The organism is Kitasatospora sp. NBC_00070, assembly GCF_045041205.1.
Lineage (GTDB): Bacteria > Actinomycetota > Actinomycetes > Streptomycetales > Streptomycetaceae > Kitasatospora.
The window spans coordinates 3,217,765-3,243,298 of the sequence record NZ_CP108247.1; the positions used below are offsets into that span (position 1 = coordinate 3,217,765).

At 70.6% G+C, this 25,534-nt stretch carries 21 protein-coding genes and 1 tRNA gene; 6 read left to right on the forward strand and 16 right to left on the reverse strand.

Annotated features, from left to right (window positions below; all coding sequences use genetic code 11):
* Nucleotides 1-46: 46 nt before the first annotated feature.
* The 3 genes from OHV05_RS14820 to OHV05_RS14830 all read right to left on the reverse strand — a co-directional run bounded on the left by OHV05_RS14820 (nt 47) and on the right by OHV05_RS14830 (nt 4,388).
* Nucleotides 47-1,549 carry a SulP family inorganic anion transporter gene (locus tag OHV05_RS14820; protein ID WP_405018070.1) on the reverse strand — a complete coding sequence of 501 codons (1,503 nt, stop codon included), beginning with the start codon at nt 1,547-1,549 and terminating at the stop codon, nt 47-49.
* Between the two features lie 846 nt (nt 1,550-2,395).
* Nucleotides 2,396-3,826: a flotillin family protein gene (locus tag OHV05_RS14825; protein WP_405018071.1), complete on the reverse strand. Its 1,431-nt coding sequence runs from the start codon at nt 3,824-3,826 to the stop codon at nt 2,396-2,398.
* A 64-nt stretch (nt 3,827-3,890) separates the two neighbouring features.
* Entirely contained in the window at nt 3,891-4,388 is a 498-nt protein-coding gene (locus tag OHV05_RS14830) for a hypothetical protein (protein WP_405018072.1), read from the reverse strand.
* A 286-nt stretch (nt 4,389-4,674) separates the two neighbouring features.
* Here OHV05_RS14830 and OHV05_RS14835 point away from each other — a divergent pair, with 286 nt between their 5' ends.
* Both OHV05_RS14835 and OHV05_RS14840 read left to right on the forward strand, forming a co-directional pair.
* Nucleotides 4,675-5,721, forward strand: coding sequence for a PucR family transcriptional regulator (locus OHV05_RS14835; RefSeq protein ID WP_405021469.1), 1,047 nt, complete (start codon nt 4,675-4,677; stop codon nt 5,719-5,721).
* Nucleotides 5,722-6,019: 298 nt separating this feature from the next.
* Complete coding sequence (locus OHV05_RS14840; RefSeq protein WP_405018073.1) at nt 6,020-6,262, forward strand: hypothetical protein; 243 nt, start codon at nt 6,020-6,022, stop codon at nt 6,260-6,262.
* 903 nt (nt 6,263-7,165) lie between these two features.
* Here OHV05_RS14840 and OHV05_RS14845 read toward each other — a convergent pair.
* Complete coding sequence (locus tag OHV05_RS14845; RefSeq protein WP_405018074.1) at nt 7,166-7,432, reverse strand: winged helix-turn-helix transcriptional regulator; 267 nt, start codon at nt 7,430-7,432, stop codon at nt 7,166-7,168.
* Between the two features lie 78 nt (nt 7,433-7,510).
* Here OHV05_RS14845 and OHV05_RS14850 point away from each other — a divergent pair, with 78 nt between their 5' ends.
* Nucleotides 7,511-8,113: a class I SAM-dependent methyltransferase gene (locus OHV05_RS14850; protein WP_405018075.1), complete on the forward strand. Its 603-nt coding sequence runs from the start codon at nt 7,511-7,513 to the stop codon at nt 8,111-8,113.
* A 430-nt stretch (nt 8,114-8,543) separates the two neighbouring features.
* Here OHV05_RS14850 and OHV05_RS14855 read toward each other — a convergent pair whose 3' ends face one another.
* On the reverse strand, nt 8,544-9,287 hold the full coding sequence (locus tag OHV05_RS14855) for a hypothetical protein (protein WP_405018076.1): 744 nt from the start codon (nt 9,285-9,287) through the stop codon (nt 8,544-8,546).
* 565 nt (nt 9,288-9,852) lie between these two features.
* Here OHV05_RS14855 and OHV05_RS14860 point away from each other — a divergent pair.
* Nucleotides 9,853-9,926 (forward strand) — tRNA-Thr (locus OHV05_RS14860).
* 485 nt (nt 9,927-10,411) lie between these two features.
* Entirely contained in the window at nt 10,412-11,269 is an 858-nt protein-coding gene (locus OHV05_RS14865; RefSeq protein WP_405018077.1) for a hypothetical protein, read from the forward strand.
* A 99-nt stretch (nt 11,270-11,368) separates the two neighbouring features.
* Here OHV05_RS14865 and mobF read toward each other — a convergent pair whose 3' ends face one another.
* Nucleotides 11,369-16,465, reverse strand: a complete 5,097-nt coding sequence (gene mobF, locus OHV05_RS14870; RefSeq protein ID WP_405018078.1) for a MobF family relaxase — start codon at nt 16,463-16,465, stop codon at nt 11,369-11,371.
* Nucleotides 16,466-16,780: 315 nt separating this feature from the next.
* Between mobF and OHV05_RS14875 the strand changes: the two genes are divergently transcribed.
* Nucleotides 16,781-17,242 (forward strand): hypothetical protein, encoded by a 462-nt coding sequence (locus OHV05_RS14875; protein ID WP_405018079.1) that lies wholly within the window; start codon nt 16,781-16,783, stop codon nt 17,240-17,242.
* 109 nt (nt 17,243-17,351) lie between these two features.
* On the opposite strand, the gene OHV05_RS14880 is transcribed toward OHV05_RS14875, so the two are convergent.
* From OHV05_RS14880 to OHV05_RS14925, 10 genes are all read right to left on the reverse strand, one after another.
* Nucleotides 17,352-18,365 (reverse strand): hypothetical protein, encoded by a 1,014-nt coding sequence (locus OHV05_RS14880; RefSeq protein ID WP_405018080.1) that lies wholly within the window; start codon nt 18,363-18,365, stop codon nt 17,352-17,354.
* Nucleotides 18,366-18,555: 190 nt separating this feature from the next.
* A complete protein-coding gene (locus tag OHV05_RS14885) occupies nt 18,556-19,755 on the reverse strand; it encodes a hypothetical protein (protein WP_405018081.1) in 1,200 nt (399 codons plus the stop codon).
* Complete coding sequence (locus OHV05_RS14890; protein ID WP_405018082.1) at nt 19,752-20,600, reverse strand: phosphoadenosine phosphosulfate reductase family protein; 849 nt, start codon at nt 20,598-20,600, stop codon at nt 19,752-19,754. The genes OHV05_RS14885 and OHV05_RS14890 overlap by 4 nt, the downstream gene beginning before the upstream one ends.
* Before the next feature lie 174 nt (nt 20,601-20,774).
* A complete protein-coding gene (locus OHV05_RS14895; protein WP_405018083.1) occupies nt 20,775-21,560 on the reverse strand; it encodes a DUF2637 domain-containing protein in 786 nt (261 codons plus the stop codon).
* A gap of 90 nt (nt 21,561-21,650) precedes the next feature.
* On the reverse strand, nt 21,651-21,986 hold the full coding sequence (locus tag OHV05_RS14900) for a hypothetical protein (protein WP_405018084.1): 336 nt from the start codon (nt 21,984-21,986) through the stop codon (nt 21,651-21,653).
* Complete coding sequence (locus OHV05_RS14905; RefSeq protein WP_405018085.1) at nt 21,976-22,557, reverse strand: hypothetical protein; 582 nt, start codon at nt 22,555-22,557, stop codon at nt 21,976-21,978. The genes OHV05_RS14900 and OHV05_RS14905 overlap by 11 nt, the downstream gene beginning before the upstream one ends.
* Before the next feature lie 88 nt (nt 22,558-22,645).
* Complete coding sequence (locus OHV05_RS14910; RefSeq protein WP_405018086.1) at nt 22,646-23,161, reverse strand: hypothetical protein; 516 nt, start codon at nt 23,159-23,161, stop codon at nt 22,646-22,648.
* A gap of 273 nt (nt 23,162-23,434) precedes the next feature.
* On the reverse strand, nt 23,435-24,583 hold the full coding sequence (locus OHV05_RS14915) for a DUF932 domain-containing protein (RefSeq protein ID WP_405018087.1): 1,149 nt from the start codon (nt 24,581-24,583) through the stop codon (nt 23,435-23,437).
* 135 nt (nt 24,584-24,718) lie between these two features.
* Nucleotides 24,719-25,174, reverse strand: coding sequence for a hypothetical protein (locus OHV05_RS14920; RefSeq protein ID WP_405018088.1), 456 nt, complete (start codon nt 25,172-25,174; stop codon nt 24,719-24,721).
* Between the two features lie 92 nt (nt 25,175-25,266).
* Nucleotides 25,267-25,518 (reverse strand): hypothetical protein, encoded by a 252-nt coding sequence (locus OHV05_RS14925; protein ID WP_405018089.1) that lies wholly within the window; start codon nt 25,516-25,518, stop codon nt 25,267-25,269.
* Nucleotides 25,519-25,534 lie beyond the last annotated feature (16 nt).

Consider the following 25,534-nt stretch of genomic DNA (forward strand, 5'->3'; position numbering starts at 1 on the left):
CTGCCGCCGGTCCTCCGGAGTACGGAGGGTCTGTACCGTGCGGTGGTCAGTGGCTGGTGAGTTCGCCGCTGAGCTTGTCGTGGATGTCGGCGCTGGGGGTGTTGAGGCCGATGATCTCGACAGTCTTTCCGCGTTGCTTGTACTTGGTCTCGATGGCGTCGAGGGCGGCGACGGAGGAGGCGTCCCAGATGTGGGCGTCGGTGAGGTCGATGACGACCTTGTCGGGGTCGCCCGCGTAGTCGAATTGGCCGACGAGGTCGTTGGAGGAGGCGAAGAACAGCTCGCCGGTCACCGAGTACACGACGCTGCCGCCGTCGGGGGCGGTGTGGGCGGTGACGTTGGCGAAGTGGGCGACGCGCTTGGCGAAGATGACCATCGCGGTGATCGAGCCGACGACGACGCCGATGGCGAGGTTGGAGGTGGCGACCACGCAGGCGACGGTGATCACCATGACGGCGATCTCCCCGAGCGGCATCCGCTTGAGGGTCTTGGGGGCGATGGAGTGCCAGTCGAACGTCGCGAAGGACACCATCACCATCACTGCGACGAGGGCGGCCATCGGGATGTCGGAGACGATCGGGCCGAAGACGATGCACAGCACCATCAGGAACGCCCCGGCGAGGAAGGTGGAGAGGCGGGTGCGGGCGCCGGACACCTTGACGTTGATCATGGTCTGGCCGATCATCGCGCAGCCGCCCATGCCTCCGAAGAAGCCGGTGACGATGTTGGCGACGCCCTGGCCGATCGACTCGCGGGTCTTGGAGGAGTGGGTGTCGGTGATGTCGTCGACCAGCTTGGCGGTCATCAGCGACTCCATCAGCCCGACCAGCGCCATGGCGAGCGCGTAGGGGGCGATGACGGTGAGCGTGTCCATGGTGAACGGCACGTCCGGCAGCCCCGGGACCGGCAGGGAGGACGGAAGGTCGCCCTTGTCTCCGACGGTGGGCACCGCGATGCCGGCCGCGAGCGTGATGACGGTGAGGATGACGATCGACACCAGCGGCGCCGGGATGACGGTGGTGACCTTCGGGAAGAACACCATCAGCGCCAGCCCTGCGGCGATCAGCGGGTAGACCGCCCAGGGGACGTGCGTCATCTCGGGGACCTGGGCCATGAAGATCAGGATCGCCAGCGCGTTGACGAAGCCGATCATCACCGAGCGGGGCACGAAACGCATCAGCTTCGCCACGCCGAGCGCGCCCAGGGCGATCTGGATGACGCCGGCGAGGATGACCGCGGCGACCAGGTAGCCGAGGCCGTGCTCGCGGTTCAGCGGGCCGATGACCAGGGCGACGGCGCCGGTGGCGGCGGAGATCATCGCGCGGCGCCCACCGACGATCGAGATCGTCACAGCCATGGTGAAGGAGGCGAACAGGCCGATCTTCGGGTCGACGCCGGCGATGATCGAGAACGAGATCGCCTCGGGGATCAGCGCGAGCGCGACCACCAGGCCGGCCAGGACCTCGGTGCGCCAGACCTTCGGGTTGTTCAGCCAGTCGGGGCGAAGGCCGCGCAGGCGCACGGCAGCGGTGAGCGGGGAAGTCTGCAAGACGGCGTGGACCTGTCGTGCTCGGGCGCGACCAGCAGGGTGCGCGCGGGGACGGGGCCGCGGAACACCACGGCGGCATCCCACGGATCGCCCGAGTACGGGCGCAAGCTCTACCGGATGAGCGAGGCCGCCTCCAGGGCGGCCGGTCAGCTCACCCCTGGTGGGTCACGGCGGGCAGACTGCGGCGTCGGGCACCTGGGGCACGCGCACGCCTCTCTCCTACCGGTGGATCTTCGCGGGGGCGCCATCGGCCCCGCCAGGCGGTCGGCCCGCGCATATCGCGCAGGCCATCAGGTCGGGAACGGCGACAAGGTTGCCCCGCACCAGAAACCTTACCTCCGCCTCAGCGGCCGTGGACACGATGACGACAGTGTCACCTCAGCACATCCACGGAGGTGGCGGCGGTCCCCCTGAACCACGGCCGCCGGCCATCTCCGCCTGGTGGTGCCGCGTTTGGGCCTGGTCTCATGGGCTGCGCGCTCTGAGCAGGTGCCGGACCTACGCTGACCAGCAGCACTCGCTCACCGTGTCCTCGGCTCCGGACACTCGTTGAAAGAGCGTAAGCGTCCTCATTCGGGCGTGCGGCGAAGCCCTGCTCCACACGGTCCGGTACCCGCAAGGCGCCGGGCTTGCTCGGTACCGCCGCCGGGGCGGCTGGAAAGTTCACACCAGCCGCCCCACGCACGTGGTCCCGCTTCCCCGGCTGCGGTGAGCACCCCCGGGTGGTCTGCGTGAGATTTTGACGACCGTCCCAGTCCCTCGTCCTGGAACTCGCTGAACCGCAGGTTCGCCGACGCTGGGAGCGATGTGTTCCATGCAGGGCAGGAGGCTTCGGCATCCGGCTGGTCAGTCGGTGATCTCGATCTCGGTGCGCTGCGGTCCGACGGCGACAACCGGCGCGGCGGGGACGGTCCGGCTGGTGAGGCCCTTCAGCAGTTCGGTGAGATCCACGCCGGTGGTGGAGTTGATGAGTTCGAGGCCCTGGGTGACGTTGTCGGTGACCGTGCGGGCGAGCTGGCTGGCGCCGTCGGTGGAGATGACGGTCAGCTTGTCGATCGCGCTGAGAGGTTCGGCGGCCTTGGCGACGACCTGCGGCAGTGCCTCGACCATCATCTGGATCACCGCCGCGTCGCCGTACTGGGCGAACGCATCGGCCTTCTTGCGCATCGCCTCGGCTTCGGCCATGCCCTTGGCGGCGATCGCGGATGCGTCCGCCTCGCCCTCGATCCGTACGGCCTCGGCCAGTGCCGCGCGGTAGGCCTGCTCGCCCAGGCCCGTAAGCCGGGACCGCTCGGACTGTGCCTCGGCCTCCTTGACCAGGGCGATCTTGCGGGCTTCGGCCTCCTGCTCGGCCTGGTAGCGGGCCGCGTCGGCGGGCTTGCGAATCTGGGTGTCCAACTGACGGTCGGTCAGGGCGGCCTGCCGCTGCGCGACCTTCTCCTGCTCCGCGAGCACCTCCTGCTGACGGGCCGCTTCCGCGAGCGGACCCGCGGCGTTGGCCTTCGCCGCGGCGGCTTCGGTCTCCACCCGGATCTCCGCCTGCTTGAGGTAGAAGGTCCGCTCGGCGACGGCGATTTCCTCGGCTGCCTTGAGCCGGGCCTGCTCGGAGGCACGCCGGGCGATGGCTTCGGCGATGTCGGCCTCCTGCTTGGCCCTGGCGGCCTCCGGGCGTCCAAGGTCCTCCAGGTAGGAGCCCTCGGTGGTGATGTCCTGGATCTGGAAGGCGTCCAGCACCAGGCCCTGCCCGGAGAGACTGGCCTCTGCCTCCTCCGCGACCTGGCCGGCGAAGGCGGCCCGGTCACGGATGATGTCCTCCACGGACATCCGGCCGACGATGGCGCGCAGTGCGCCGGAGAGCACTTCCTGGGTGAACCGGACGATGCCGTCCTGCTGCTGGAGGAAGCGTTGGGCGGCGGCTCGGATGGCGTCCTCGTTGCCGCCGACCTTGACGATGGCGACGCCTTCGAGGTTGGCCTTCACGCCGCGCAGGGTGACGGCGCCGCGCACCGCGATCGGGATGTGCCGGCTGGAGAGGTCGAGGGTGAACTTCTGCTGGACGAACGGCACGACGAAGACCCCGCCGCCGACGACGACCTTCTGGCCGCTGTTGTCGGTGCTGATCCGGCCAGTCTCCGGGTTCGTCGAACTCTTGCCACGGCGGCCGGTGATGATGAAGGCCTCGCTCGGGCCCGCGACCTTGTAGCGGGTGACAACGACGAAGGCGAGAAGTACGAGGAGTACGAGAACTCCGACGACTGCGGCGACAACTGGGCTCATGATGGGTCCCCCCTGCCTCCCGTGGGACGGCAGATAGTGCGGGTTGGGTTTTCAGGTGGATGGGTCAGGTTCGGGCGGGGCGGACGGCGACCGAGGTGGTCGACAGGACCGCCTCGACCCAGACCTCCGCACCGCGCTCGACGGAGACGGCGCTGCGGGCCGCGAACTTCACCGGCTGGCCCCCGGCGCGCAGCAGGACCTCGCCGTAGCCGTCAGCAGGAATCGCGGTCACCACCGTGCCTTCGGAGCCGACCAGGTCCTCGGACCGTGGGGTGACCGAGGTCTGGTCGCGCATCAGAGCCCGGCTGAACTTCCACGTCAGCCGACCGGCCGCAGCGCCTGCGAGAGCGCCGACGAGCAGGGAACCGGCCATCCCCAGCGGTGTGGTGCCCAGCACGATGGCGCCGGCGAAGCCGAGCATCGAGAGGAACCCGGCAGCCACCGGCAACGACAGCGGGCCGTCCGCCACACCGTCGAAGAGGCCTTCAAGCAGCCCGTCGACGACCAGCGAGAGGACAAGAAGGGCGAGACCCGCCGTGCCGAGACTCAGAAGCAGGACCATCTTCCCGGCTCCCTCATTGGTGTTCTCCCGGTCGGGTGAATCATCGCAGGGCGGCCGAAGTGAAACACTGCCGTGTTCCGGCAGTCTTTACGCGCCCTTGATGCCGCCTCATGGCAGGAACCACCGTTCGGGCAGTAGCTCGTATCCAGCTGGAAGAGCCATCCGCCCGGCGCCCGTGATCACCACACCCGGGGGCTGGCACGCGAAGCCGACCTTCCCCGATACTTCCGAGGTACAGCAGCAAGCGGCCTCGGGATTGCGAGAGTGTGTAGTGCGGCAGACGAAGCTGGACGACTACCTGGACGGGTACGCACACCTGCTGGCCGAGGTGTCCGCGACCGGGCGGCGCCCAACCCGGGACGAACTGGCCGCACGCCGGCTGGCGGGCGAGCGGGCGGCCGAGGCCGGGCACAGCCTGCGGGCTCTGGTCCAGGCCCACCTGGCCGCCGCCCGGTCCGCTTGGCCGCTGTCCGGCGCCTCGGACCGGACCGCCGGTGTCCTGAGCGCCGTCGAGCAGGCAGTGGACGCCTTCGCCGAGGGACACGAACGGGCCCAGCGCCTGGCCGTCCGCCAGGAGGAGGCCGCCCGGCGCGAGTTCATCGACGACCTGCTGTACGGGCGCAGCGACCTGGGCAGGCTTGCCGAGCGGGCCAAGCACTTCGGGCTGCTGCTGTCGCACGCGCACACCGTCGCCGTCGCGCAGGGCCCCATCCTCTACACGGACACCGACCCGGTCACCCGCAGGGTGGAAGGCGCTTTGATCGCCCGCTTCGGTGACCGCCGGATCCTGCTCACCACCAAGGAAGGCCGCCTGGTCTGCATCGCACCGGGCGACCAGGCCGACGTCCTGACCTACTTCGCGCAGCAGGCGATCGCGGCCATCGGCGCCGGGCGCGTGGCGATCGGGCGCCCCCACCCAGGGGCGGGCGGCGTCGTCCACTCCTACGAAGAGGCGCTCGGCGCGCTGGACCTGGCCGAGCGGATGGACCTGGCCGGATCGGTGTTGCGGGCCTCCGACCTGCTCGTCTTCCCGGTGCTGACCCGGGACCGGCAGGCCATGGCCGACCTCGTGAGCAGCGTGCTCGGCCCGCTCCGCAAGGCCCGCGGCGGCCCGGCGCCACTGCTGGAGACGCTGTCCGTGTACTTCGACTCCGGATGTGTGTCGGCCGAGGCCGCACGACGCCTCAGGCTCAGCGTCCGGGCCCTGACCTACCGTCTGGAGCGCATCCACCAGCTCACCGGCGCCGACCCGGCCGACCCGATGCACCGCTACACCCTGCAGACCGCGGCCATCGGCGCCCGGCTGCTGGACTGGCCCGCCACCGAGCTCTGACCTGGGCCGAAGGGAGCCTGTGCCCTGGTCCCGGCTTGCCTCGGCCTCGACCCGGCTCGATCGCATTCGACTTCCCTCTACAGCTCTGTAGAGACTTGGCCGGATGCCGTCTTGCCCCTGCAGGGCAGGGCGGATTGGATCGAACTGTCTTGAGACGAGTGATCGAGGAGTCTTCGAGGAGAACGAGGTGGGATACGGCAATGACGGCCAACCGCGTGTCCCATGTCCGCAGGATCGGCCGCTTTGCGGCAACGCCGCGCCCGGCAGCCATCCGCAGATCACGGCGACAGGAAGTGCGATGACACGCCACATCGGCAAAGCCGCATTCGAGCCGCCGCCCGACGAGGTCTCCGTCACCTACCAGCCCGTCGAGATGCTCGACGCCCACGGCTCCTGGACCGTCGGACGGATCAACGCCTGGTGGCAGGCACCGGATCGTCAGCGGTGGTGCCGGATCAGAGCCCTGCGCGGAGGCAGCCCGGCCCACTGGGTAGTGTTCAACCCCGAGTACGTCCTGCTGCTTCCGCAGGGCGGCACGTGACGGGCCATCAGACCGCAAGGGGCATCAGCCCGGGCCGTAGCCCGTCGGCCAGAACCGGAGACCCGTGCACCCGCTGAGCCCGGCCGAGCCTCGCGCAGTGGCCGACCTTTGTCCGCAGGGCCTGGTTGACCTCCGGGACACGGCCGCGATACCGGACACCCTCGTCTATCCGGCTGGCTCAGTGGTCATCATCTCGGGCCTGCCAGGCAGCGGAAAGAGCACCGCCTTGAGCCACTGGTCGGCCGTCGCGGCCGTCGTCGACCCGCGGACGTCCCACCTGGCCTGCGCACGGCTGATGCCTGCATGGCTGCCGTATGCGGCCTACCGGCCCTGGGCCAGACTCCGGCACTTCAGGTCACTGCGCCACGCCGTCCACTCGGGGAGGGAGGTGCTGGTCCACGACTGCGGAAGCCGGCCCTGGATACGCCGCCATCTCGCCCGCATCCTTCACGCTCAGGGCCGTGAGCTGCACCTCGTCCTCCTGGACATCGGACCCGTGGACGCCCTCGCAGGCCAGTGCGCACGCGGCCGTTGGACGGCTCGCCGTGTCTTCGACCGCCACTGCCGCGGCCTGGCCCAGCTGATGTCCGCCCTCGCCGCCATCGGCATGTCCGCCGTACCGGAGGCCAGCTCAGTGCTGCTTTTCGACCGGACCTCTCGTACACACCTTCCCCATCTGCGCTTCACCTCGGAGACGGCCAGGCGGACTGCCGCGCGATCCGACTGGCCAGCCGTGTCCAGTCCGGGCGGTACCCATCGGCCCAGTGCCCCCGGGGAGTGCTCGTCGGCCGACGCGGCACCGACGGCGGAGCGGACCGACCGATGCCTGTCGTTGGCCGGAACAGCCGAGTGCGGATGCCCGTGAACCCCGACGCCTGCCAACTCCCGCGTACGGGCTGAGGCTCAGTCGGCCGACGCCGTTTTCGCACCCCCGGCGCCAAGCGCCCGAAGAGCGGGTTCGAGGCCAAGGCCGAGTTCAGTGAGGGTGTACTCCACGCGCGGGGGAATCCCCGCATGGACAACGCGCCGAAGCAGCCCGTGCTCCTCCAGGGAGCATCGACACGATGACCGTCGTTCAGGCTGTATTGAGGAACCACTCGCGTATCTGGCGCTCGGAGAAATGAGCCTCAGCCAGGTCGGCACCGCCGCGTTCGCACCGGCGCTGTTCATCGGTGCGCTCCTGTGGTTTCACCCGCGCCGGCTCCCAGCCAAATACTGACCTGGCCGCCGCCGACCTGAGGACTCGCCATGCGTCGTACCTACCGCACGCTGTACCGCCTGGGCATTGCCCCCTGGAACCGGCCCGAGGTTCCCGGCCCGATCACCGACCTCGTCGAGGGCGCGGCACCGTTGCCGCCCGCCAAGGCCGTCGACCTCGGCTGCGGCACGGGCCGCCAGGCGCGCTACCTCGCCGCCCACGGCTGGTCGGTGACCGCACTGGACTACACCCGGGAAGCCGTCGCCGCCGCCCGCCGCGCAGACCCGGGCAACCTTGTCGTGTGGCGGGTGGCGGACGTGACCGATCCAGCCTCGGCCGACCCGGACGGGCAGCTCGCCGGCACCGTCTCGCTCCTGCTCGACAACGGCTGCCTGCACGGAATCCCCGACGAGCGCCGACCGGGCTGGGCCTCCACGGTCGGCGCCCTCGCCGCGCCCGACGCCGTCCTCCTGGTCCGCGCGACACCGCGCCGATGTCGCGGTATCGGGCCCCAGGGGATCACCGAGGGCGAGATCACCACGCTGTTGGCCGGCCGCTGGCGGGCAAGCGCACACCCAGAGCCAGACTGGTTCGTTTACTCCAACGAGCGTCATCCCGAGCGAGTTGACCGGGCTATGGACTCTGTCCCGTAATCGTGGTTGCGCTGCGTGGTGGCCAACAAGGGGCCTTCCAGCCGTCGTGGGCGGGAGAAGATGGGGACGTACGGCAGAATGCGGAGTGGGCCTGTTCCCGGCAGCTGTGATGCCGGGAACAGGTCTTCTGTCCGTACCGACGCCTACGACTGCATGCCATCGGCCATATCGGGCAGGTGATGGACAGCATTTGCCCAACCCTGGCCTTACCAGTACGGGCCCGAGGTCGGAAGCCTTCCGCATGACACGGCCTCCGCCAGCTAGAGCGCCACAGGGCCGTCCGCGAATGCCCCAACATCAAGACCTCCGAACGGCAATGACACTACGTCACCGCCGGATGGGTGGCAGAGCCGTTGGCGCACGCACCGCGTGCTGGTGCGCCTGGTCACTACGAGAATGTTCTGCAGGGGCCGTGAAGTGGGGGCGGCGATCAACCGTACGCGGCACCTGCGTCGATCTGCTCGAAGCGGGCCAGAGCCTCCACGAACGCATCCGGTCGCAGTTGCACCGTGCCCGCGAAAGGGGCGTTCAGGTCCAGGGCCAGGCCCACGCCGAAGGCAACACCGGCGCCGAGGAAGCACATCACCACCAGGTTGCGGCCGTTCGCGGGCAGCCCGATAACCAGCGGCGTCACCAGCACGAACACCGCACCGGTGAACAAGCCGCCGATCACCAAGCCTGGCAGAATCGGGCAGGTCGCAGCAGCCAAACGGACGCTTCGTGCCCCGTGCACCGCCGCCAGGTCCCGTGCGACCACCGCCATGGCCGCAGACTCGCCGACGGTGGCCTCCCTCGCGCTGGTGACGACTGTTCGCGCCGCGTCCACTGTCTGCCAGGCGGTGCTGCTGGCTGCTCTGGTTCGGAGCAGGGGCCATTCGTCGCGCACCACCAGCTCGGTGTACTCCCGAAGTCTGACGCGGACCTCGATACGTTCCGCGCCCGGGATCCCCTGCGCCGCCGAGTACGTTTCGGTGAGCAGCCGAGCCTCAGTGGCAGCCTGCTGCCGTGCGGAGTTGAGGTGCTGCCAAGTAGCCGCCACGGTGAACCCGATGAGAAGGGCGAAGGACCCGAACACGGTGGCGCCCACGAAGCCCATGGCCGATGGGGAGACCAGCCCCTCGCGCGAGCGGGCCGTCCGGCCGAGCAGCGCGCTCGTCACCACGGCCAGGCTCACACCGGCCAGGATTAGTACAGCCAACACCGACACGGCTGCCCCTTCCTGACGCGCTGCCCAGCCCTCATCCCTACCCGCTTCGACGTCGCAATCTGGCAACCGTCACCCGTTCAGCCTCCGGCAACAGCCCAGTCAGCCGAACAGGCGAACTCCTGTTACCCCTGATTCGCTGCCCGTGAAATCGCTCAATGCCATGCCCGTCGACCACCCTCCACTCGGGCCAGCCAATCCTCCGCAAGTGCGTACTGCAACGTTGAACTGAATCTCCGGGAGCAATACCCATAGGGCACTGCCGTAGCCCGGGAACCCTACTACCGGAGCAGGCACCCCACCGTGGGCCTGGCGGGGCGGTGGCATGAACGGCCAGCTCATCTCCGTCCGGTGCACCCTCGGTTCCAGCCGTGACGTGATGCGCGCCTCCGCCCTGCCACCCTGGCCGTTCTCGCCGCCGAGCGCCACTAAGGGCCCGCCCGCGCCGCCCCGGCCGCCGGGGTGAAAGGCGAACCCAATCCGTGATCTGCCCCGTCACGACGGGCGGTACAGTACGGTGAGTGCCACTTGGCCCGCCTCTGTAGCTCAGCTGGCCAGAGCACCTGTCTTGTAAACAGGTGGTCGTCGGTTCGAATCCGACCAGGGGCTCAGCAGAGGTCCCGACCCAACGGGTCGGGACCTCTTTTGTCGGCCAGCAGTGCGGGCCGAGTGGAGCGCGAGTGGGCCGTGTATCTCCACCGGCGAACGCGGGCTCGTCGCGGTGACGGGTGGATCGCTGCCAAGAAGGTCGCTCGGCGTCTGTACCCGTGGGTGATCGTGTGGCAGGTAGCCCGTCCATCCTCCTGAGCGCTCGTACATTTCATACGGGCCGGAGCAACGCTTCGAGGCCGTCGGCTGCCCTTGATCGAGCTCCGGCGGGCGGCGTGGCGACTTGTTGACGGCGGCGAGCATCCCCTACCCTCGTGCTGGGCCCTGAGGTAGGTGGTCCACGGCTGGCCCTTCGCCCGCACGAAGTGTGCCCGACAAGCCGACGGGTGGGATGCCCAACCTCCTCGTTTTCGCCGTGCCAGCAGATGACCTGACCGTCCTATTTCGCGGCGCGCAGTCCGGGCTGTCGCCAGCGAGGACCCTCGATGCCGCATGTCAACGACCGTGCGCGCCTGAACCAGTGCCAGGATCTGCTCAACGTGCCCCAGCACGTGCTGAGGGCAGCGACCGTTAACGGGCGGATCGAGCTCGATACCACGGACGCCGGCCAGGAAGCCTTTCAGGCGCTGCTGTTCGACCTGCTGTTCAGCCCCAGCCACTCTCATCCGTGGGACCACCGGGGCGGCAGGTCCTTCCGTGGCCTCACCGGATACGTGGAGTGGATGCTGCCCGCGCCACTTCAGCTGACGATCCAAGCGAGCGTGGCCCCGCGGGTAGCGAACTACCTGTTGCCGAAGACCGTGACGTACGCCGACGGCTCGCACGGGCACTTCGGCGTCCCGGGCCTGCGGGTCGAGCGTGTCACGGCTCGTGCCGTCCACCTGCTTCACCTGCCCACGCAGGGTCGGCTCGAACTGCGCGAGTTCCATCGCGGCACCGAACGTTTGATGCGGTCCCGTCTCCGGTGGGAGACCGGCTCCGGCGAGACACCAGAGAACCTCGCGTTCTGGAACAAGGCGGGTGTCACCCCTGCTGAGGAAAGTGCAGCCCCACACTGGGCGCCCACTCCGTGTACGCCCCTGCGCAGTGCGCTGTTGGTTCGCGCGAGCATCTGGTGGAACCACTGGCCCTACACCGCCGAGATCGTGCCCGCGCGTCGCAGCAACACCAGCGGCTGCTTGAAGTGGCGACAAGGGCCTTCATGCGTGGAGGTGGAAGGCCGTCTCGTCGACAGTGACATCCGGATCACTGGTGTGGCGAACGTTTCCAGCGCCGACAGGCCGGACGTCAGCGTGCTGACGCTCGGGTCTGCCGCTGTCGAGCTGGCGCGCTGCTCCAGCTAGACCGGCCCGTTTCGGACTGGCACCGTCCGCGGACCTCGAAGTCCTGCACCACCCCGCGCCGCTGAACCCCGTTGGCCACGCAGGATCGGTCGACGGGGCTCAGCGAAGGCGTGGTCCCTGCTGGTCCTGCTGGATCTGCTGCGGGCGCGGTTGGAGCGGCTGCCGCTGCTCGACCGGGCGCTGGGCCGGGGCCTGGCGCTGGTCGCTGGGTTCGACGCGGCGGGTCGGCGCGGGCCGGGCGGCTCGGGGGACAGCCTGTCCGCCGCGCTGCTGGAGCTGGTCGCGGTGAGCCTGGCGTTCGGCCTGGCGTCCGGCTCGGCGGCGTTCGGCGAGGGTCGGCTGGCGGCGCTCCTCGGTCTGCTGCTGCTCGGGCTGGGTGGCCTCTGCGGTGAGCTGGCGGCGTTCGGCGAGCACCGTGCTGACGTGTTCGGCGACGTGCTGCTGGGCAAGCGCGGCGTCGTCCAGGCGCGGCCGACCGGCGAGCCAGGACGCACCGGTCCGGGTGGCGACGGTGCGGAGGATCTCGGCCTGGTCCGCCTCGGGCAGGGCCCGGTAGACGTCGGCGGCGAGGCGGCGAAGGGCCTGCTGGTCAGCGGAAAGGGTGGTGGCGGCCGGGGTCGTCGGGGAGGTGGCGATGCGCCGGGCGGCGATGGCGGCTTCGGCTGCCTGCCAGTAGGCGTGGTGGCCGGTTCGGCCTTCCTCGATGTAGGGGCCGGCGGGCTGGGCGGCGGTGTCGTCGGTGACCTTGAACTGGTCTCGGTAGGCGGCGACGACGGCGAGCTGCTTCTGCCACTGGGCGCGCAGGGTGGGGTCGATCGGCGCTTCGCCGAGGGTGCGGCTCCACTCCGGGCGGTGCTCCGCGGTGCGGTCGGCGAGCGCCGAGAGGCGGCTGGCGATCAGCGCGGTGCTCTCGGTGAGGTAGTCGTGGTGGCGCGGGTTGGCCGTGGTGGAGGCGGGGACGGCGCTGATCCATGCCGGGAGGTCGGCACGGCCGGAGGCGGCGCGGGTGTAGGCGAGGGCCTGCTGCTGGGCGTGCTGGAGGAGTTCGGGCAGCGCGGTGCGGCCGGTCACGTCGGAGAGGGTGGTCTCCGCGGTGGTGCCGGTGTTCTCGATCGTCTTGAGGGTCCATGCGAGGGTGCGCCACAGCTCCGCTTCGGCACGGTCTGCCGGCTGGCCGGTGGTGGTCGGGGCGTCGGCGGCGAGGCTTCGGCCGATGCGCCAGGCCAGGACCTGGCTGAGGCTGTCGGCGCCAGTGAGCTGACGCTGTTCGGCGACCTGGCGCAGGAGGGTGGCGGGTTCGTGGCCGGCGGTCTCGGCGCGGTGCAGGGCGGCGGTGAGGGCGGGCCAGGTGTTCTCGTTGCGTGCGCGGGTGGCCTGCTGGTCACCGAGGACGGTGACGACGAGGGCGTGGTGGCGGAGGGCTTCGGGGGTCTGCTGGTGGGTCTCGGGGATGCCGTCGGCGGCCAGGTTGGTGCGGGCGGCGCGGGTCAGGGCGGTGACCGGGTCGCTGGCGCCGGTGGTCTGGGCGGCCGTGGTGGTGAGCAGGGTGGTGGTGTCGCGGCCGGTGCGCTCGGCGGCGGCGAGGGCTCCGGCGAGGTGGGGCCACTGCGGGTGGGCGGTGACCTGGTCGGTGGTGGTGTTGAGCGCGGTGGCGGCGGTGGTGGCGTAGCGGTTGAGGGTGTCGGCGGAGACGTGCGGGTGCGCGTCGGGGGCCTGGGCGGCGGCGGGCGCGATGCGCAGGGCGGCCGGTTCGGCGGTCGCCGCCTCGGGGTCGAAGCGGTCGGCGGGCAGGCCGGTGTGCGCCGCCAGCAGGGCGGCCGGTTCGGCGGTCGCCGCCTCCGGGTCGAAGCGGTCGGCGGGCAGGCCGGTGTGCGCCGCCAGCAGGGCGGCGTAGCGGGTGGCGTCGACTTCGGTGGGGGCGTTGAGGTGGGCGGGGGCGGGTCGGTCGTCGGTGATGGTGTTCAGGCGCCAGGCGAGGGCCTGGGCCGGGGAGTCGGCGGTGGTCAGGTCGCCGCGCCAGGTGGCGGCGGCGATCAGCCGCTCGGGCTGCCAACCGGCGGCTTCGGCGGTGCGCAGGGCGCGGACGACGGCGGTCATCGCGTCGTCGGTGGTGATCCGCTCGGCGAGGGCGGGGCCGAGGAGTCGGTGGATGAGCTGGTGGTAGTAGGGGGTGGTCAGGGTCTCGACGGCGTGCTGGTGACGGGGGGCCAGGGTGGCCAGGGAGACGGCGTCCTCCTGGGCGTTGCGGATGGTCTCGGTGGCGGAGAGCTGGGCGCCCTCCCGGCCCAGAACGCGCTCCAGCACCTCGCGGGCGGCGAAGGAGTCGGGGTCGTTCTTGGGCTGGTCGAGCTGCTCGTCGGTGTCGAACGGGAGGAGGTCGTGGGTGGCGGTATAGAGGGTGGTGGTGTGGCGGGCGCGGCTGAGCTGGACGTACAGCTCCTCGCGGGTGGTGTCGTCGGTGACCAGGGGGTGGGCGGTGTCGACGGTGCTGCCCTGGGAGCGGTTGATGGTGGAGGCGTAGAGGAGCTGGACGTGGGCGGCGACGTACTCGGCGGGCAGGGTGAGGCGTCCGCGGTGCTCCATGTGGCGGACCTTGAGGGAGCCGTCCTGGTGGCGCTTGAGGATCTCCCAGGCGTCGCCGTTCTTGAGGAAGTCGCGGCCCCGGTTGGTGGTGATCTTGCGGTTGTTGTCGCGGGTGACGATCCAGTCGCCGCGGCCCGCGCGGTTGCCGTCGCGCAGCAGGACGCCGTCGGCCTCGACCTGGCCGGCGGCCACGCGGTCTTCGCGGGCGCGGGCGGACAGGGTGGTGACGTCGGTGCCGGTGCGGGCGCTGATCAGGGTGGTGCGGCCGGCGAGCATGTCGGTCTTCCAGCCCTCGTAGGCGGCTTCGACCATCGCGGTGCGCGAGCCGCTGACGACCCGCTGGTTGGCGAAGTAGAAGTCCAGCCCGGTGCTGTCGCCGGTGCGGATCTTGAGGGTGGCGGCGGCTTCGGCTTTGTTGCTGAAGCGGTGGAGGGTGGTGAGTTCGACGGCGCCGGCTTCGGCGGCGATCAGCCGCAGTGCGCCGCCCGCTTCGACGCTGCTGAGCTGGCGGTAGTCGCCGAGCAGGCGTACGGTGGCGCCGCGCTGGGCGGCGATGCGGGTGAGGTTGTCGAGGTTGAGGGTGCCGGCCATCCCGGCCTCGTCCACCAGGACGACGTCGCCGGGGTTCAGGACGAAGCCCGCTCGGCTCTTGGGCACGTTGTGGCCGGTGGCCAGCTCGCCCATGTACTTGCCGCCCATGTACTCCCAGAGGAACTTGTGGAGGTTCTCGGCGGGCTGCTTGAGGTCGCGGGCGAGGACGGCGGCGGCTGCGGCGGAGGTGGCGAGTGGGACGACGCGCTGGCCGGCCTGGTTGGCGACGTGGACGTATGCCTGCATCGCGGTGGTCTTGCCGGTGCCGCCCGCGCCGAGGCCGAGGGAGATCAGCCGGGTGTCGGTGGCGAACGCGGTGACGAGGGCGCGCTGGCCCTCGTCCAGGGCTCGGTGGCGGGCCTCGAAGCCGTCGAGGGCGGCGCCGACGAAGGCCGGGTTGAGGCCCTCGTTGACGCGGGTGAGGGCGGCGGTGACCAGGCGGCGCTCGGCGTCCAGGATGGCGTTGCTGGTGTAGCGGGCGGAGGCGTGCTGGACGAACACGGAGTCGCCGTTGGAGCGGCGAAGCTCGTCGGGTTCGGTGAGCAGGGCGGGGGCGTCGACCCGGACGCTGTGCGCCGGGGAGATGGCCTCGGTGACGATCGCCTCGACCAGCTGCTGGTGCTCGGTGGTGCTGGTGGTCGGGTGCTCGGAGCGGGCCAGGCGTTCGGCGTGGGCGCGCAGGTTCCACACCGTCCACACCGCGCGCTCCTCGCCGACAGCGGTGATCACGGCGGCGGCCAGGGTGGGAAGCTCGACCGGCTTCGGCTCCTCCTGCCGGGCGGTGGCCGGGGCGCTTCCGGGCGTGGGAACGGCCGCCATCACGCGCTGGACGATGTCCTGGCCGTGGGCGGTGGTGACGGTGTTGGTCCAGTCGGCGCGCATCTCCTCCAGGGAGCGGGCGGCCTTCTTGCCCTCGCGGGTGTCGAGGTTCGCCTGGCGGGCGAGCTGGTGGGTCATGCCGCGGGACGGATCGTGGCCGTGCTCGCGCCGGTACTCGCGCAGCAGCTGCTCGTAGCGGGCTTCGATCTCGGTCCGGCGGGAGGAGAAGTGGGTGATCGTCTCGACGGGTACGCCGGCGATCTCGCGCACCGGCTGGCGCTTGGTGGCGGAGTCCTCGCGGGCCTCGAACTGCACGCCCAGGCGGGCGGTCAGCTCGGTCTCGAAGCGGGAGTTGTAGAACTCGGAGGTGGCCACGGTCATCGCCAGCAGGCCGCGGGCGTCCAGCGAGCGCCACTTCCCGTCCACGCCCTGGATCTTGTTCGCGACGACCAGGTGCGTGTGCAGGTTGGGGTCGCCGGCCCGGGAGTCGTAGTGGTCGAACGCGACGGCGACGAGGCCCTTGGTCTCGATCTGGGCCTGGCCGGTGCTGCCGGTGCGGGTGAACGCGGCGTGCTCCTCCAGCAGCTCCAGCGCGGCGTCGCGGGCGGCATCGTGGGCCGCGCGGACGGCGGCGCGGACCTCGGGGCGCTCGTCCAGCGCCCACAGCACTGCGGCGGACTTCACCGGGGCGAAGACGAGGTCGAAGCCCGCGACGGCGGCCCTCTGGCGGCGGGACTCCTCGTGCTGGACCTTCTTGGCCTCGGCGCCGGTGGGGGCGCGCCGGGTCTCCTTCTCGATGACGGCCAGGCGCCGCTCGACACGCTCGGCGAACGGGTCGAGCGGCTCGTACTCGGGGTACTTGCGGCCGAGGGTGGCGGCCTTGATCGCGGCGGCCTGGACGGCCTTGAGCTGCTCGTCGTCCATGTCGGCGCGCACGCCTGTGGCCAGGTGCTCGGCGATGATCCGCTCGGCGTCCGGGTGTTGGCCCATGCCGAACAGGTGCTTCATCTGCTGCTCGGTGACGGTGGTCCCGTCGAGTCCGAGCAGGGGGGCGCCGCGGCCGAGCCAGACGCCGGCCGGGTTGCCCTTCTGGGTGTAGTACTCCTCGGCGGACTGACCCCGCTGACGCTGTACGTCGCCGCCCGCGACCTGGCGCGTCAGGTAGGTGTAGCCGTTGCCGGCGGTGAGCTTGTGGATGGTCATCAACGCGACCACCCCCAGCTTTCCGGAACCCGGATGAGGGTAGGCGTGACGGCTATTCGAGCCGCCGATTCACCTGCCTCATCAAATGCCATGTGAGCACTTTAGCCCCGCGCAGCGGACCATGCTCAGAATATCTGCAAGAGGTGTCTTGATGGCTTGGCGATGCTGGCATATGGCCAGGTAGGAGCAGTCTCTGGGCTGAATCTGTGACGTGCGCCTCGGTTTTCCTATCGGAATCTCTCAGCGTTTATCGACGTTTATCGAGAGGTATGCAAAGGGGTTTGCGGCTTCGACTTTTTCGGTTATGTTCGATGCATGAGCGGACGAATTTCGGTATCGCGGGCCAGTGCGGCTCGGACGGCGCAGCAGGCGAAGGCAGCGCGGGACGCGCAACGTCTCCGGCGCGAGCGGCAGGTGGAGTCGGCGCTGACCGACTTCTACGAGCAGACGGGGAGGGCGGAGCAGCTGCGGGCGAGCGCGAGCGCTCGGGCGGCGAAGATCGTGGCGGACGCCGAGACGGCAGCGGCGGAGCCGGAGCGGCGGGCGCGGGAGGCGATTGAGGCGCTCCACAATCTGGATGAGCCGCGTGATCAGATCGCGGAGCTGACGGGGCTCTCGCTGGCGGACGTCCGGGCGATCCTGGCGGGGTTCGCCGGGACCGGGAAGCCTCAGGCGGGTGGGCGCAGCGTCGGGGTGGAGCCTGTGGTGGAACCGGTTCCGGTGGACGCGACGGCCGGCTCCGGCGGCGCCAAGGTCGGCGAAGCGGCGGCGGCGTGAGGGGGTAGCCGGGGAGTGCTCCCCGTGCCGTTCGATGACGACAGGGCGAAGGAACGACGACGGCGCTGCCGACCGTGATGGTCGGCAGCGCCGTCGTGCTGTTCGGTGGCTACTGCTGGGCGGCCGGGGGGTTCCAGAAGGCGTCGAAGGCCCGGGGGTCGTAGCGCTTGCCGTCCTCGGTGTCGGTGGGGTGTGGCACGGGCTGGCCGGCCTTCTGCGCGCGGCTGATCCGCTGGCTGATCGCGCTGATGGTGACGCCGTAGTGCTTGGCCAGCTCGGTCGCCGTTCGGTGGGGCCCGGCGAGCCACGCGCGGTGTTCGACGCTGCCCTTGGGGTCGTAGCCGAATTCGAGGAGTGTGGCGGCCTGTTCGGGGGTCGGCTTCCCCTTGGCGGGGAGGTAGCCGAGTTCGACCAGGACGGTGGTCTGCTCGGTGGTGAGCGGGCCTGAGGCGGGCAGGTAGCCGAGCTGCCAGAGCAGCGGCAGCAGGGTAGCGGCCGGCCACACCCGGGAGCGGCCGACCTTGCCGCTGCTGAGGTCGGCGATCTCGGGGCGGCGGACCAGGGTCTTGACGGCTTCTTTGGTGCGGCCGGTCAGCCGCTCGATCATGGCGGTGGTGAGCACGTCGAGCACCGGTGTGGTGGTCGGAGCTTCGGCGGGGGCCGGGGCCGGAGCTTCCGTGGTGCCGCGGGGGCCGGTGCGGCGGGACCGCCGGCCGAGCCACTGCTTGACCTCGCCCCAGTTGTAGGTGCCGAGTGCGTCGGCGGTGGGGAACGGGTCGGCGCTGTTCTTGTAGTTGGTGGGCAGCGGGCTGATGGCGGCGCGCTTGGCACCGGTTCGGTTCGCGATCTCGGTGATGGTGACGCGGTCGCTGTCGGCCCCCGGGAGTTCCGCCACGTCGATCCGAGCGGCCTGGTTGTCGCGCATCCACGCGGCGCACGCCTCGCGCGGGTACCGCTGTTCGTGGTGGTCACCGGGCCCGCCGGGGGCGGGCCATCCCGGTTCCTTGGTGAGGCGCCGGACGGTGGACTCGGACAGGCCGGTCGTGGTGACGATGTCGGCGACGCTGAGGCTGTCGGTGGTGGCGTCGGCCAACCGTTCGGCGAGTGTCGGGGCGGGGGCCATCGGCTGGTCTCCTCGGGATGGATGTTCAAGGGGGAGCGCTTCCCCGGCTCGACATGTACTAGTTTACGGATACGAGGTAGCCGTCTTTCGGGATCGGTCTTCGTGGGAGGGGGTCAGCGGCTTGCCCAAGCCGGCCCATCGAGGTCGGTACGGTTTCGGCCGTGCCGCTGGCCCCCGACTTCCACTTTGGTCACGCGGCGAGCGCGACCGAAGGCATAAGGTCGGCCTGGTGGTGCAGTCGTTCCCACCACGCCCCGAACGCCGGTCGTTCCTTGTCGGTGACCCCGGCCGGTGCGAGGGCCAGTGCCATCTCGATCGCGGGGTACCCACTGGTGCGGGGGATGATCTCGGACCGGGTGATCCCGTACTGGTCGGTGACGGCTCCCCCACCGGTGAGGGCCGCCAGCGCGGCGGCGGCATCGGCCCGGCTGCCGGCGAACCTGGTGCGTACGCTGCGCCAGGCGGCGCCCTTCGCGGCGGGGTCGTCGCGGCGGGCGTGGATGATCCTCCGGACCTCATAGACGCTCCAGCGCTGCCGCCGCAGGTGCTCCTCGAACTCGCCGAGGACGTCGACCAGTCCGTGCCTGCGGGCGACCTCTTGGGCGGAGACGGTGCCGTAGAGCTTCGAGCGCGGGTTGAGGGCCATCGCGGTGTATTCCAGGGCGAGGGCCTGGGCGCCGACCGCTGGTTCGGCCCGCCAGCGTTCGATCAGTTCGGCCCGCCCGTGGCGGCCGGCCGAGAACGGGCAGTACCCGCACGCGCTCCTCGACCAGGGTTCGCCGAAGGTGTCGAGCAGGTACTGCTCGCACCGGTGGCGGTCCCAACCCCACTCGTCGATCAGCGGGTACTCGGGGCGGCGGCCGATGGCGGTGAAGCCCTCGTCGCGCTCCGCCCGGCGCAGTTCCTCTGCGGCGAAGCCGAGGATGTGCCGGAAGGGTCGGCCGCCGAACTCGTCGCCCAACCACCCGTCGAGCACGGTGCCTTTCGCGTGCAAGCTGCACAGCCGGCGTTTGGCCGCGATCTGGGGGACGGTGCCGCTGGCCCGGAGTTCGTCGGACAGTCGCCACGGCCCGCGCGCGATCAGTCGTCGCGGGGTGCGGGAGTCGTCCAGCACGGTGTAGCCGCCGCGCTGGCTGGTCCGGCTGATCTGGACGAAGCGTGTGCCGGTGTCGCGCAGCAGCGGCAGCAGGTGCTGCTCGGTGAGCCTGCGGGTGACGTCCGGTTCATCGCCAGTCATCGCGGTGAGCACGGTCAGCTGGCCGAGGGGGAAGTTCCGGCTGGCCGGTTCGGTGAGCCAGCGGAGGGCGATGGCAGTGCTGTCCACTCCCATGCCGAAGCTGAGGACGACCGGCAGGCCGGCTGCGGCCGGTGCGGGGTCGGTACGGATCATGCGGCGCACGCTCCCGTCCGGTGCGGGAGCGTACGGACCCCGGCCCCGCACGGGCGCAGGGCCCGTACGGGGCCGGGGTCCTCACGCTCGGCGGCTTCGATGATCCGGGCCATCGACAGGTCGCGGCGGAAGGGCTGGCCGATCTCGTCCTCGACCAGGGCGTAGTCGAGTGCGGTGTCCGGTGCCATTCGTGCGGCGGTGATGAGGGCGTTGCGTCCGGCGAACGGGCACAGCTTGCAGGACAGGCGGTCGAGTTGCCGGTAGACGGGGTGGGGCGGGATGCCGCTGGCCCGTACGGTCTTCCACACGGCGTCGGTGCTGAGCTGGTGGACGGGCAGCCAGGTGGTGATCTGGCGCCGTCCGGAGCTGGCCGCGCGGTCAGTGGCGACGGCCGGGCGGCGGGCCCGTACGGTGCTCTCGGTGGCGCGCAGTCCGAGGGCGGTGACGATGTGCGCGGGGCGGCCGGTGACGCCGAGTCGGGTGGTCAGCTCGGTGTAGTACTTCCTGGCCACGTCCCGCTTCAAGTACGAACGGCAGAAGGGGGTACCGGGGCCGGGCCAGCGGCCCCGGGCTCGGACCAGGTCGAGCAGGCCGCCGCGCTCGCGGCGGCGGACCTCGAAGGGCAGTCCGTACGCGGCGGCCTGCTCGGCGGCGAGGGCCGGGACTCCCTCCCACTCGGCGCTGCCGAGGTCGAGGTGGAGCACAGTGGTGCGTTCCAGCATCTCGTCGGTGGCGCTGGTGGCCCACAGGTGGAGCATCGCGGAGCTGTCCTTGCCCGCACTGTTGTTCAGCACGTAGGCGTCGGCGTCACGCAGCTGCGGCGGTATGTGGAGGGTGGTGCTCATGTGCGGGTTCCTCGTACGGGTTGGGTGCGGGCCGGGAGGTGGGGGTGAGAGGCCGGTCGTCGGCGTCGTGGGACGTACGGACCGGGTTGAGGGGCCGCGGTTCGGCCGTACGGTCGGCGGGCTCCTGGACGAGGTCGGCCTCGGTGCGGCCCTGGTGGAGCGTGCGGGCTTCGCCTACGCGCTTCTCGCACCACGATCGGCTGTAGCCGGTCGTGCGGAGCAGTTCGTCGTAGTCCGGTTCCACTGCGGATCGGCGCGCAGCGCGGCCAGCAGCTCGGTCATGACGCGCAGCTTGGTCGGCCGTTCCGTCGGTGGCTGCGGGGCCGGCTGCTCGTCGGGGTGGGCGGCCTCGGTGTCGGCTGCGGGTTCGACGGGAGCTTGGTCCTGGAGCCGGTCGTCGGGCTGGACCGGTGACTGGTTCGCGTCGGCGGGGGGTGGCGGGGGGTGGCCGTCGGAGGCGGCTCGGTGCTCGCCGGTGCCGGGGTCGGCGGGTTGGGACTGTGCCGGAACGGCCTGTGGGCCGGTGGGACGGGACTCGATGATTCCGGCGGCGGCGAGGAAGGCGAGGGAGGGCCAGGCGGCCATCACGTATCCCCAGGCTGTGGGCTGGGCGACGGCCAGGTTGGCGGCCAGACTCATGACGACGCCGAGCACCAGGACGCCGCGGGGCCAGCGGGCGGGTTGTCCGTGGCGCTTGCGGCGGCGGATCTCGGAGACGGAGCCGAGGGCCATCAGCTCGACGGACACGGCGATGGCGTAGGCCACCCACCCGGTCTGGCCGGCCGCGGTGGCGGTCTGGACGACGTGGGTGAAGCTGACGGCGAAGCTCGCGACGCCGAGGATGCCGACGGTGATGTCGGCGGTGAGCGCGTCCCTGTCGAGGAGAGGTTGGGGCGGGTGCGGTGCGGGCTGCGCGGGGGTTTCCTCGCGGGCCGCGCTGCCGGTGCGGGTCGGGGTCACGTGGTCGAGTTCTCTCGGGTTTCGTGGGCAGGTCGCGGTCCGGTTGCCCTCCGGGCGGCGCCTGTTGATGGGTCGGGGTGGGGCCTGGGGTCAGTGGGTGGTGCGCAGGTGTCGGCGGCGTTCGTCATCCACGTAGCCCTTGCCAGGGGACTCGATCGACCACTCGCCGCACGTGCACGCGGCCTTGGAGTACGCGCGGCCGGGGCAGCCGGAGGTGAGCGGCGCGCCGCTGGTGGTGTGCCGGTGGTCGGGCGGGCAGGGCGTGCCGTCGCTGTGATGATCGGTTCGGGGTGCGGTGAAGCGGGCTGTGAGGGCCTCCTTCGGCCGGCGGGCCCGGAGCGGGCCGGGTAGACCACCGGTGCCCTTGCGGGCCAGGTCTTCCTGTTCGGCGTCCCATTCGGCCTCGGTCTGGGCGTCACCGACCACGAGGGGCTCGGGTCCGGTCGAACCACGTCTTGCGGTCGGCCTGGACGATGCGCGCGGCTTCGAGCTCTGCGGCTCCATGGGTGCGCGCGAGGACGGGGACCAAGTGCACGCGGATCTCGTCAACAGCGACGAGGTACTTGTTCCTGATGGGCTCCTGCGGTTGGTCGGGGAGCGCTGCCAGCTGCTCTCGGGTGGCCGGCCGGGAATCAAGTGACTCCGGTCCGTCCCGGCGAGCGTCCTCGGCCTCGGTGGCGTCCTGGGTCTCGCTGAGCTGCTGGACGATGTCGGCGAGGCGGGCCCGGCTCACGCCGAACTCCGATGCGGGGGCGATCCCGCAGTCCACAAGGCCAAGCAGGCTGTGGAGGTGATCGGCCAAGGCCCCGATCTGCTCGGCGGTCAGGGTGGCGGTGACGCTCACTCCGCTGCCGCGCTTGATACGGGTGGCGTTTGCGAACAAGGCGTCGGCCAGGGCGTCTTCGGCGCTCCCGGTCGGGCCGGACTGGAATGCGTCGCGGTCATCAAGCGCAGCGACCAGGCGGCCGGGCAGCGTGATGGTGGCGGTCCGGGGCATTGGATCTCCTACTGGGGCGAGTGGATGGGGCCTGGTGTCTAACCGGGCTCGGCGCGGCCGGAGGATGTCTCGGCCGCACCGGGGTAGGTCAGGCTGCGGGGGCGCCGGCCAGGTGCTCCCAGTGGCTGCCGTTCCAGAACTGGGTTGCGGCGCCCGGGGTGAGCGGTTGTCCGAGGGCCTCGCGCACACGGCAGCGGTCGTCCGAGGTGGCGGGCATCGGGATGGTGCCGCTGATGGTGGTGGTGCCGTCGGAGCCGACTTCACGGAGCAGGGTGCGGCCGTGGAGCGCCTGCGCGCGGAGCGAGCGGCTGACGTTGAACTCTTCGATCAGCAGGTCCAGCAGCAGGGAGAGGCCGATCTGCTTGCCGTTCAGCTGGCAGTCGTCGGTGAACCGGGCGATGTCGGCCATCGGGAAGTCCCCGTGGGGCACGAACTCGGTGGCGTCCCCATCGCCGTAATTCTGAGCGGTGCCGATCTTGTGGCCTGCGTGGCTGAGGGCGGCCAGGAAGGGGGTTCCGCGGAGCAGCACCAGCTCCTGGCAGCTGGTGATCTCGTAGCGGGGCTGGTCGGGGGTCTGGAGCCCGGTGTGGGGCAGGATGGGCACGTGGTTCTCCTGGTGGTGCGTGAAGGGTGAAGACGGGCAGCAGGAAGTGCCGCGCGGGGTTGGGCCGGGGTGCGGGGTCGATCCCCGCAGCTCGGCGCTCCCTGCCGGGGGCCGCCCGGTTGCGTGCGGGAGGGGCCGGCGGGCGGTGCGGCGGGCTGGTGCTGCGGCGGGTCAGTGGCGGGAGGGGTTGGGCCGGGGTGCGGGGTCGATCCCCGCAGCTCGGCGCTCCCTGCCGGGGGCCGCCCGGCCACAGTGGGCCGGGCGGCGGGGCGGTCACAGGGAGGCGGCCAGCTCCATGGCGCGGATGCCGAGCGATTCGAGTTCGTGGGCCTCATCGGCGTCGGGGAGGGTCTGAGCGACGGACGTCACGGCGTGCAGGACGCCACCGGCGGACAGGTCCGCGCCCTGGATGAAGTGGGCGAAGATGTCGGCCCGGCGCTCCTCGGTGAACCGGAGCCGCTGGCTGACGGTGGTGATCGTCTTCTCGGGGTCCTTGATCCGGGCCCCGGCCTTCTCCTGGATGTCCCGCAACTGCTGGTTGACGTAGTCGTGGTCAAGGAACGTGCGGACGGCGTCGGCGGTCTGCGAGGTGACCAGATCGAGTGTGCGGGCCTGGGTGTTGTCGCTCCACCGGATCACCCCGTCCTGCTGTCGGCCCCCGATGTGCACGGACTTCATGGCGTCCTTGGTGATCGTCATGCCGTTGTCGCAGACCTGGACGACCAGCCGGGGCACGATCGTGAACGCGCCGCACCCGGTCTCGCTGTTGCTGATCTCGAATCCGGCGAAGACGGTCGGGTTGTCCGCGCCGCGCGCCTCGGTGAACGGGGAGCGGTAGTTGCGCAGCAGCTCGGGGGCGTAGGCGCGGACCTCGTCGGCGACAACCCGAACGTACATCTTCCGGTCCGTGAGGTCGCAGCTGTCCAGCCTGACCCGAACGCCCGCGTCGGACACGCCCGTCAGCGCGGCGGTCAGGATGTCGAGATTGTCGATGATCCGGTATCCGTTGGACAGGAACGCGCGGGCGGTGCCAGTGTCCTCGTCCTGGCTGGGCCGAAGCGTGCGGATCATGTAGCTCTTGGCCTCGCGGCTCTCGTGGGTGAGCCACCCGTTGACGTTCGCGTCCCACAGCTCCGGGGCTTCGTGCCGAGTCTTGCGCAGGTAGCCCACCGGGATGCCCAGCTTCTCCGCCACACCCGACTCACACACGTCGGTGAGCTTGTACTCGGCGGCCTTGCTGGTGACACCGTCCGGAGTGATCTCGTGCTCCGCGCCGTCGATGATCAGTCGGCCACCCTCGGCGCGGATGCTCTGCACCGGGGCGATAACGTCGGTCTTTCGGGGGTGCTGGTCCTTGAGAATGCCCACGATCTCGCGGAGGCTGGCGTTACGGGTTGAGGTCCTGGCCAGGGAGATGGTCATGTGTGAGGTCCCTTCGCACGGGTTGGTCATTCGTGGGTGTCGGCCGAGGTTGCCCTCCCCGTCCAACAAGAACAATATTACCTCAATGGGGGTTTCTAGTCAACCCTCTAGGCATGCGCCACTGGTTCGCAGCACTCACCGGCGGCGGAGGCCCGCCGCCCAGAGCAGGCCCGCAAAACCACGGGCGACAGCGGCGACGTCGTCCCGACCTCGGGTCCACGTCGGCACCCGGTCACTGCGGACCTGCGCGACGGGGTCGGCGTAGATCGCGCCGCGAAACAGGGCGTAGTCCTCACCGGGGGCGGGGATGCGCAGCTCCCACGTACCAAGCTCCTCGCACATGACCTGCACGGCGTAGGTGTGCGCGCCATGGACGATCACGACCGTCCGAGGGGCGCGGGGGATGCCGAGCTCGGTGAGCCGGTGGTCGAGATCGACGGCGACGGCCAGGCGCTCGGCGTAGGGGAGTTCGGCAATCGCCTCGGGGGTGAGCCAGCACCAGGCGCAGCCCGGCCCGTCGCCGTGGCCGCACTCTGCCCGCGCGGCCGAGTTGATCTCCTGGAGGCGTACGTGGTCGAGAGTGGTCGTCATGTGACGCCTTTCATTCGGTGCATCGTGGGGCCCTGGCCGGGATTACCCTCCCCGACCAGACGACTCAAGCTTAGCTCAATAAGGGTTTTTCGTCAAGCGCTCAACTGGTCGGCGGCCTGGTAGCCAAGTGCGATCCGTGCGGCAATATCCTCCTGCCGTACGGAAGTTACTGGGAATTGAGCCCGACACGCCTCGGGCGAGACGCCCCAGTGCTCCATGAGGGCCAGCCACTCGGGGCGGGCCGCCCCACAGGAGATCAGTTCGATGATCCCCCTGAGGCGGGCGTCAATCTCCAACGCCACCGAACAGCGGTCTTCGGGGCGGACGTTGCCGACGAAGTCCACGCCAGAGGCGAAGACG

Excerpts from the sequence above, each read along its gene's own strand:
- OHV05_RS14825 (WP_405018071.1), bottom strand. The coding sequence starts at position 3,826 with ATGAGCCCAGTTGTCGCCGCAGTCGTCGGAGTTCTCGTACTCCTCGTA.
- OHV05_RS14830 (WP_405018072.1), bottom strand. The coding sequence starts at position 4,388 with ATGGTCCTGCTTCTGAGTCTCGGCACGGCGGGTCTCGCCCTTCTTGTC.
- OHV05_RS14840 (WP_405018073.1), top strand. The coding sequence starts at position 6,020 with ATGACACGCCACATCGGCAAAGCCGCATTCGAGCCGCCGCCCGACGAG.
- OHV05_RS14845 (WP_405018074.1), bottom strand. The coding sequence starts at position 7,432 with ATGAACAGCGCCGGTGCGAACGCGGCGGTGCCGACCTGGCTGAGGCTC.
- OHV05_RS14850 (WP_405018075.1), top strand. The coding sequence starts at position 7,511 with ATGCGTCGTACCTACCGCACGCTGTACCGCCTGGGCATTGCCCCCTGG.
- OHV05_RS14865 (WP_405018077.1), top strand. The coding sequence starts at position 10,412 with ATGCCGCATGTCAACGACCGTGCGCGCCTGAACCAGTGCCAGGATCTG.
- mobF (WP_405018078.1), bottom strand. The coding sequence starts at position 16,465 with ATGACCATCCACAAGCTCACCGCCGGCAACGGCTACACCTACCTGACG.
- OHV05_RS14875 (WP_405018079.1), top strand. The coding sequence starts at position 16,781 with ATGAGCGGACGAATTTCGGTATCGCGGGCCAGTGCGGCTCGGACGGCG.
- OHV05_RS14880 (WP_405018080.1), bottom strand. The coding sequence starts at position 18,365 with ATGGCCCCCGCCCCGACACTCGCCGAACGGTTGGCCGACGCCACCACC.
- OHV05_RS14885 (WP_405018081.1), bottom strand. The coding sequence starts at position 19,755 with ATGATCCGTACCGACCCCGCACCGGCCGCAGCCGGCCTGCCGGTCGTC.
- OHV05_RS14890 (WP_405018082.1), bottom strand. The coding sequence starts at position 20,600 with ATGAGCACCACCCTCCACATACCGCCGCAGCTGCGTGACGCCGACGCC.
- OHV05_RS14905 (WP_405018085.1), bottom strand. The coding sequence starts at position 22,557 with ATGCCCCGGACCGCCACCATCACGCTGCCCGGCCGCCTGGTCGCTGCG.
- OHV05_RS14915 (WP_405018087.1), bottom strand. The coding sequence starts at position 24,583 with ATGACCATCTCCCTGGCCAGGACCTCAACCCGTAACGCCAGCCTCCGC.
- OHV05_RS14920 (WP_405018088.1), bottom strand. The coding sequence starts at position 25,174 with ATGACGACCACTCTCGACCACGTACGCCTCCAGGAGATCAACTCGGCC.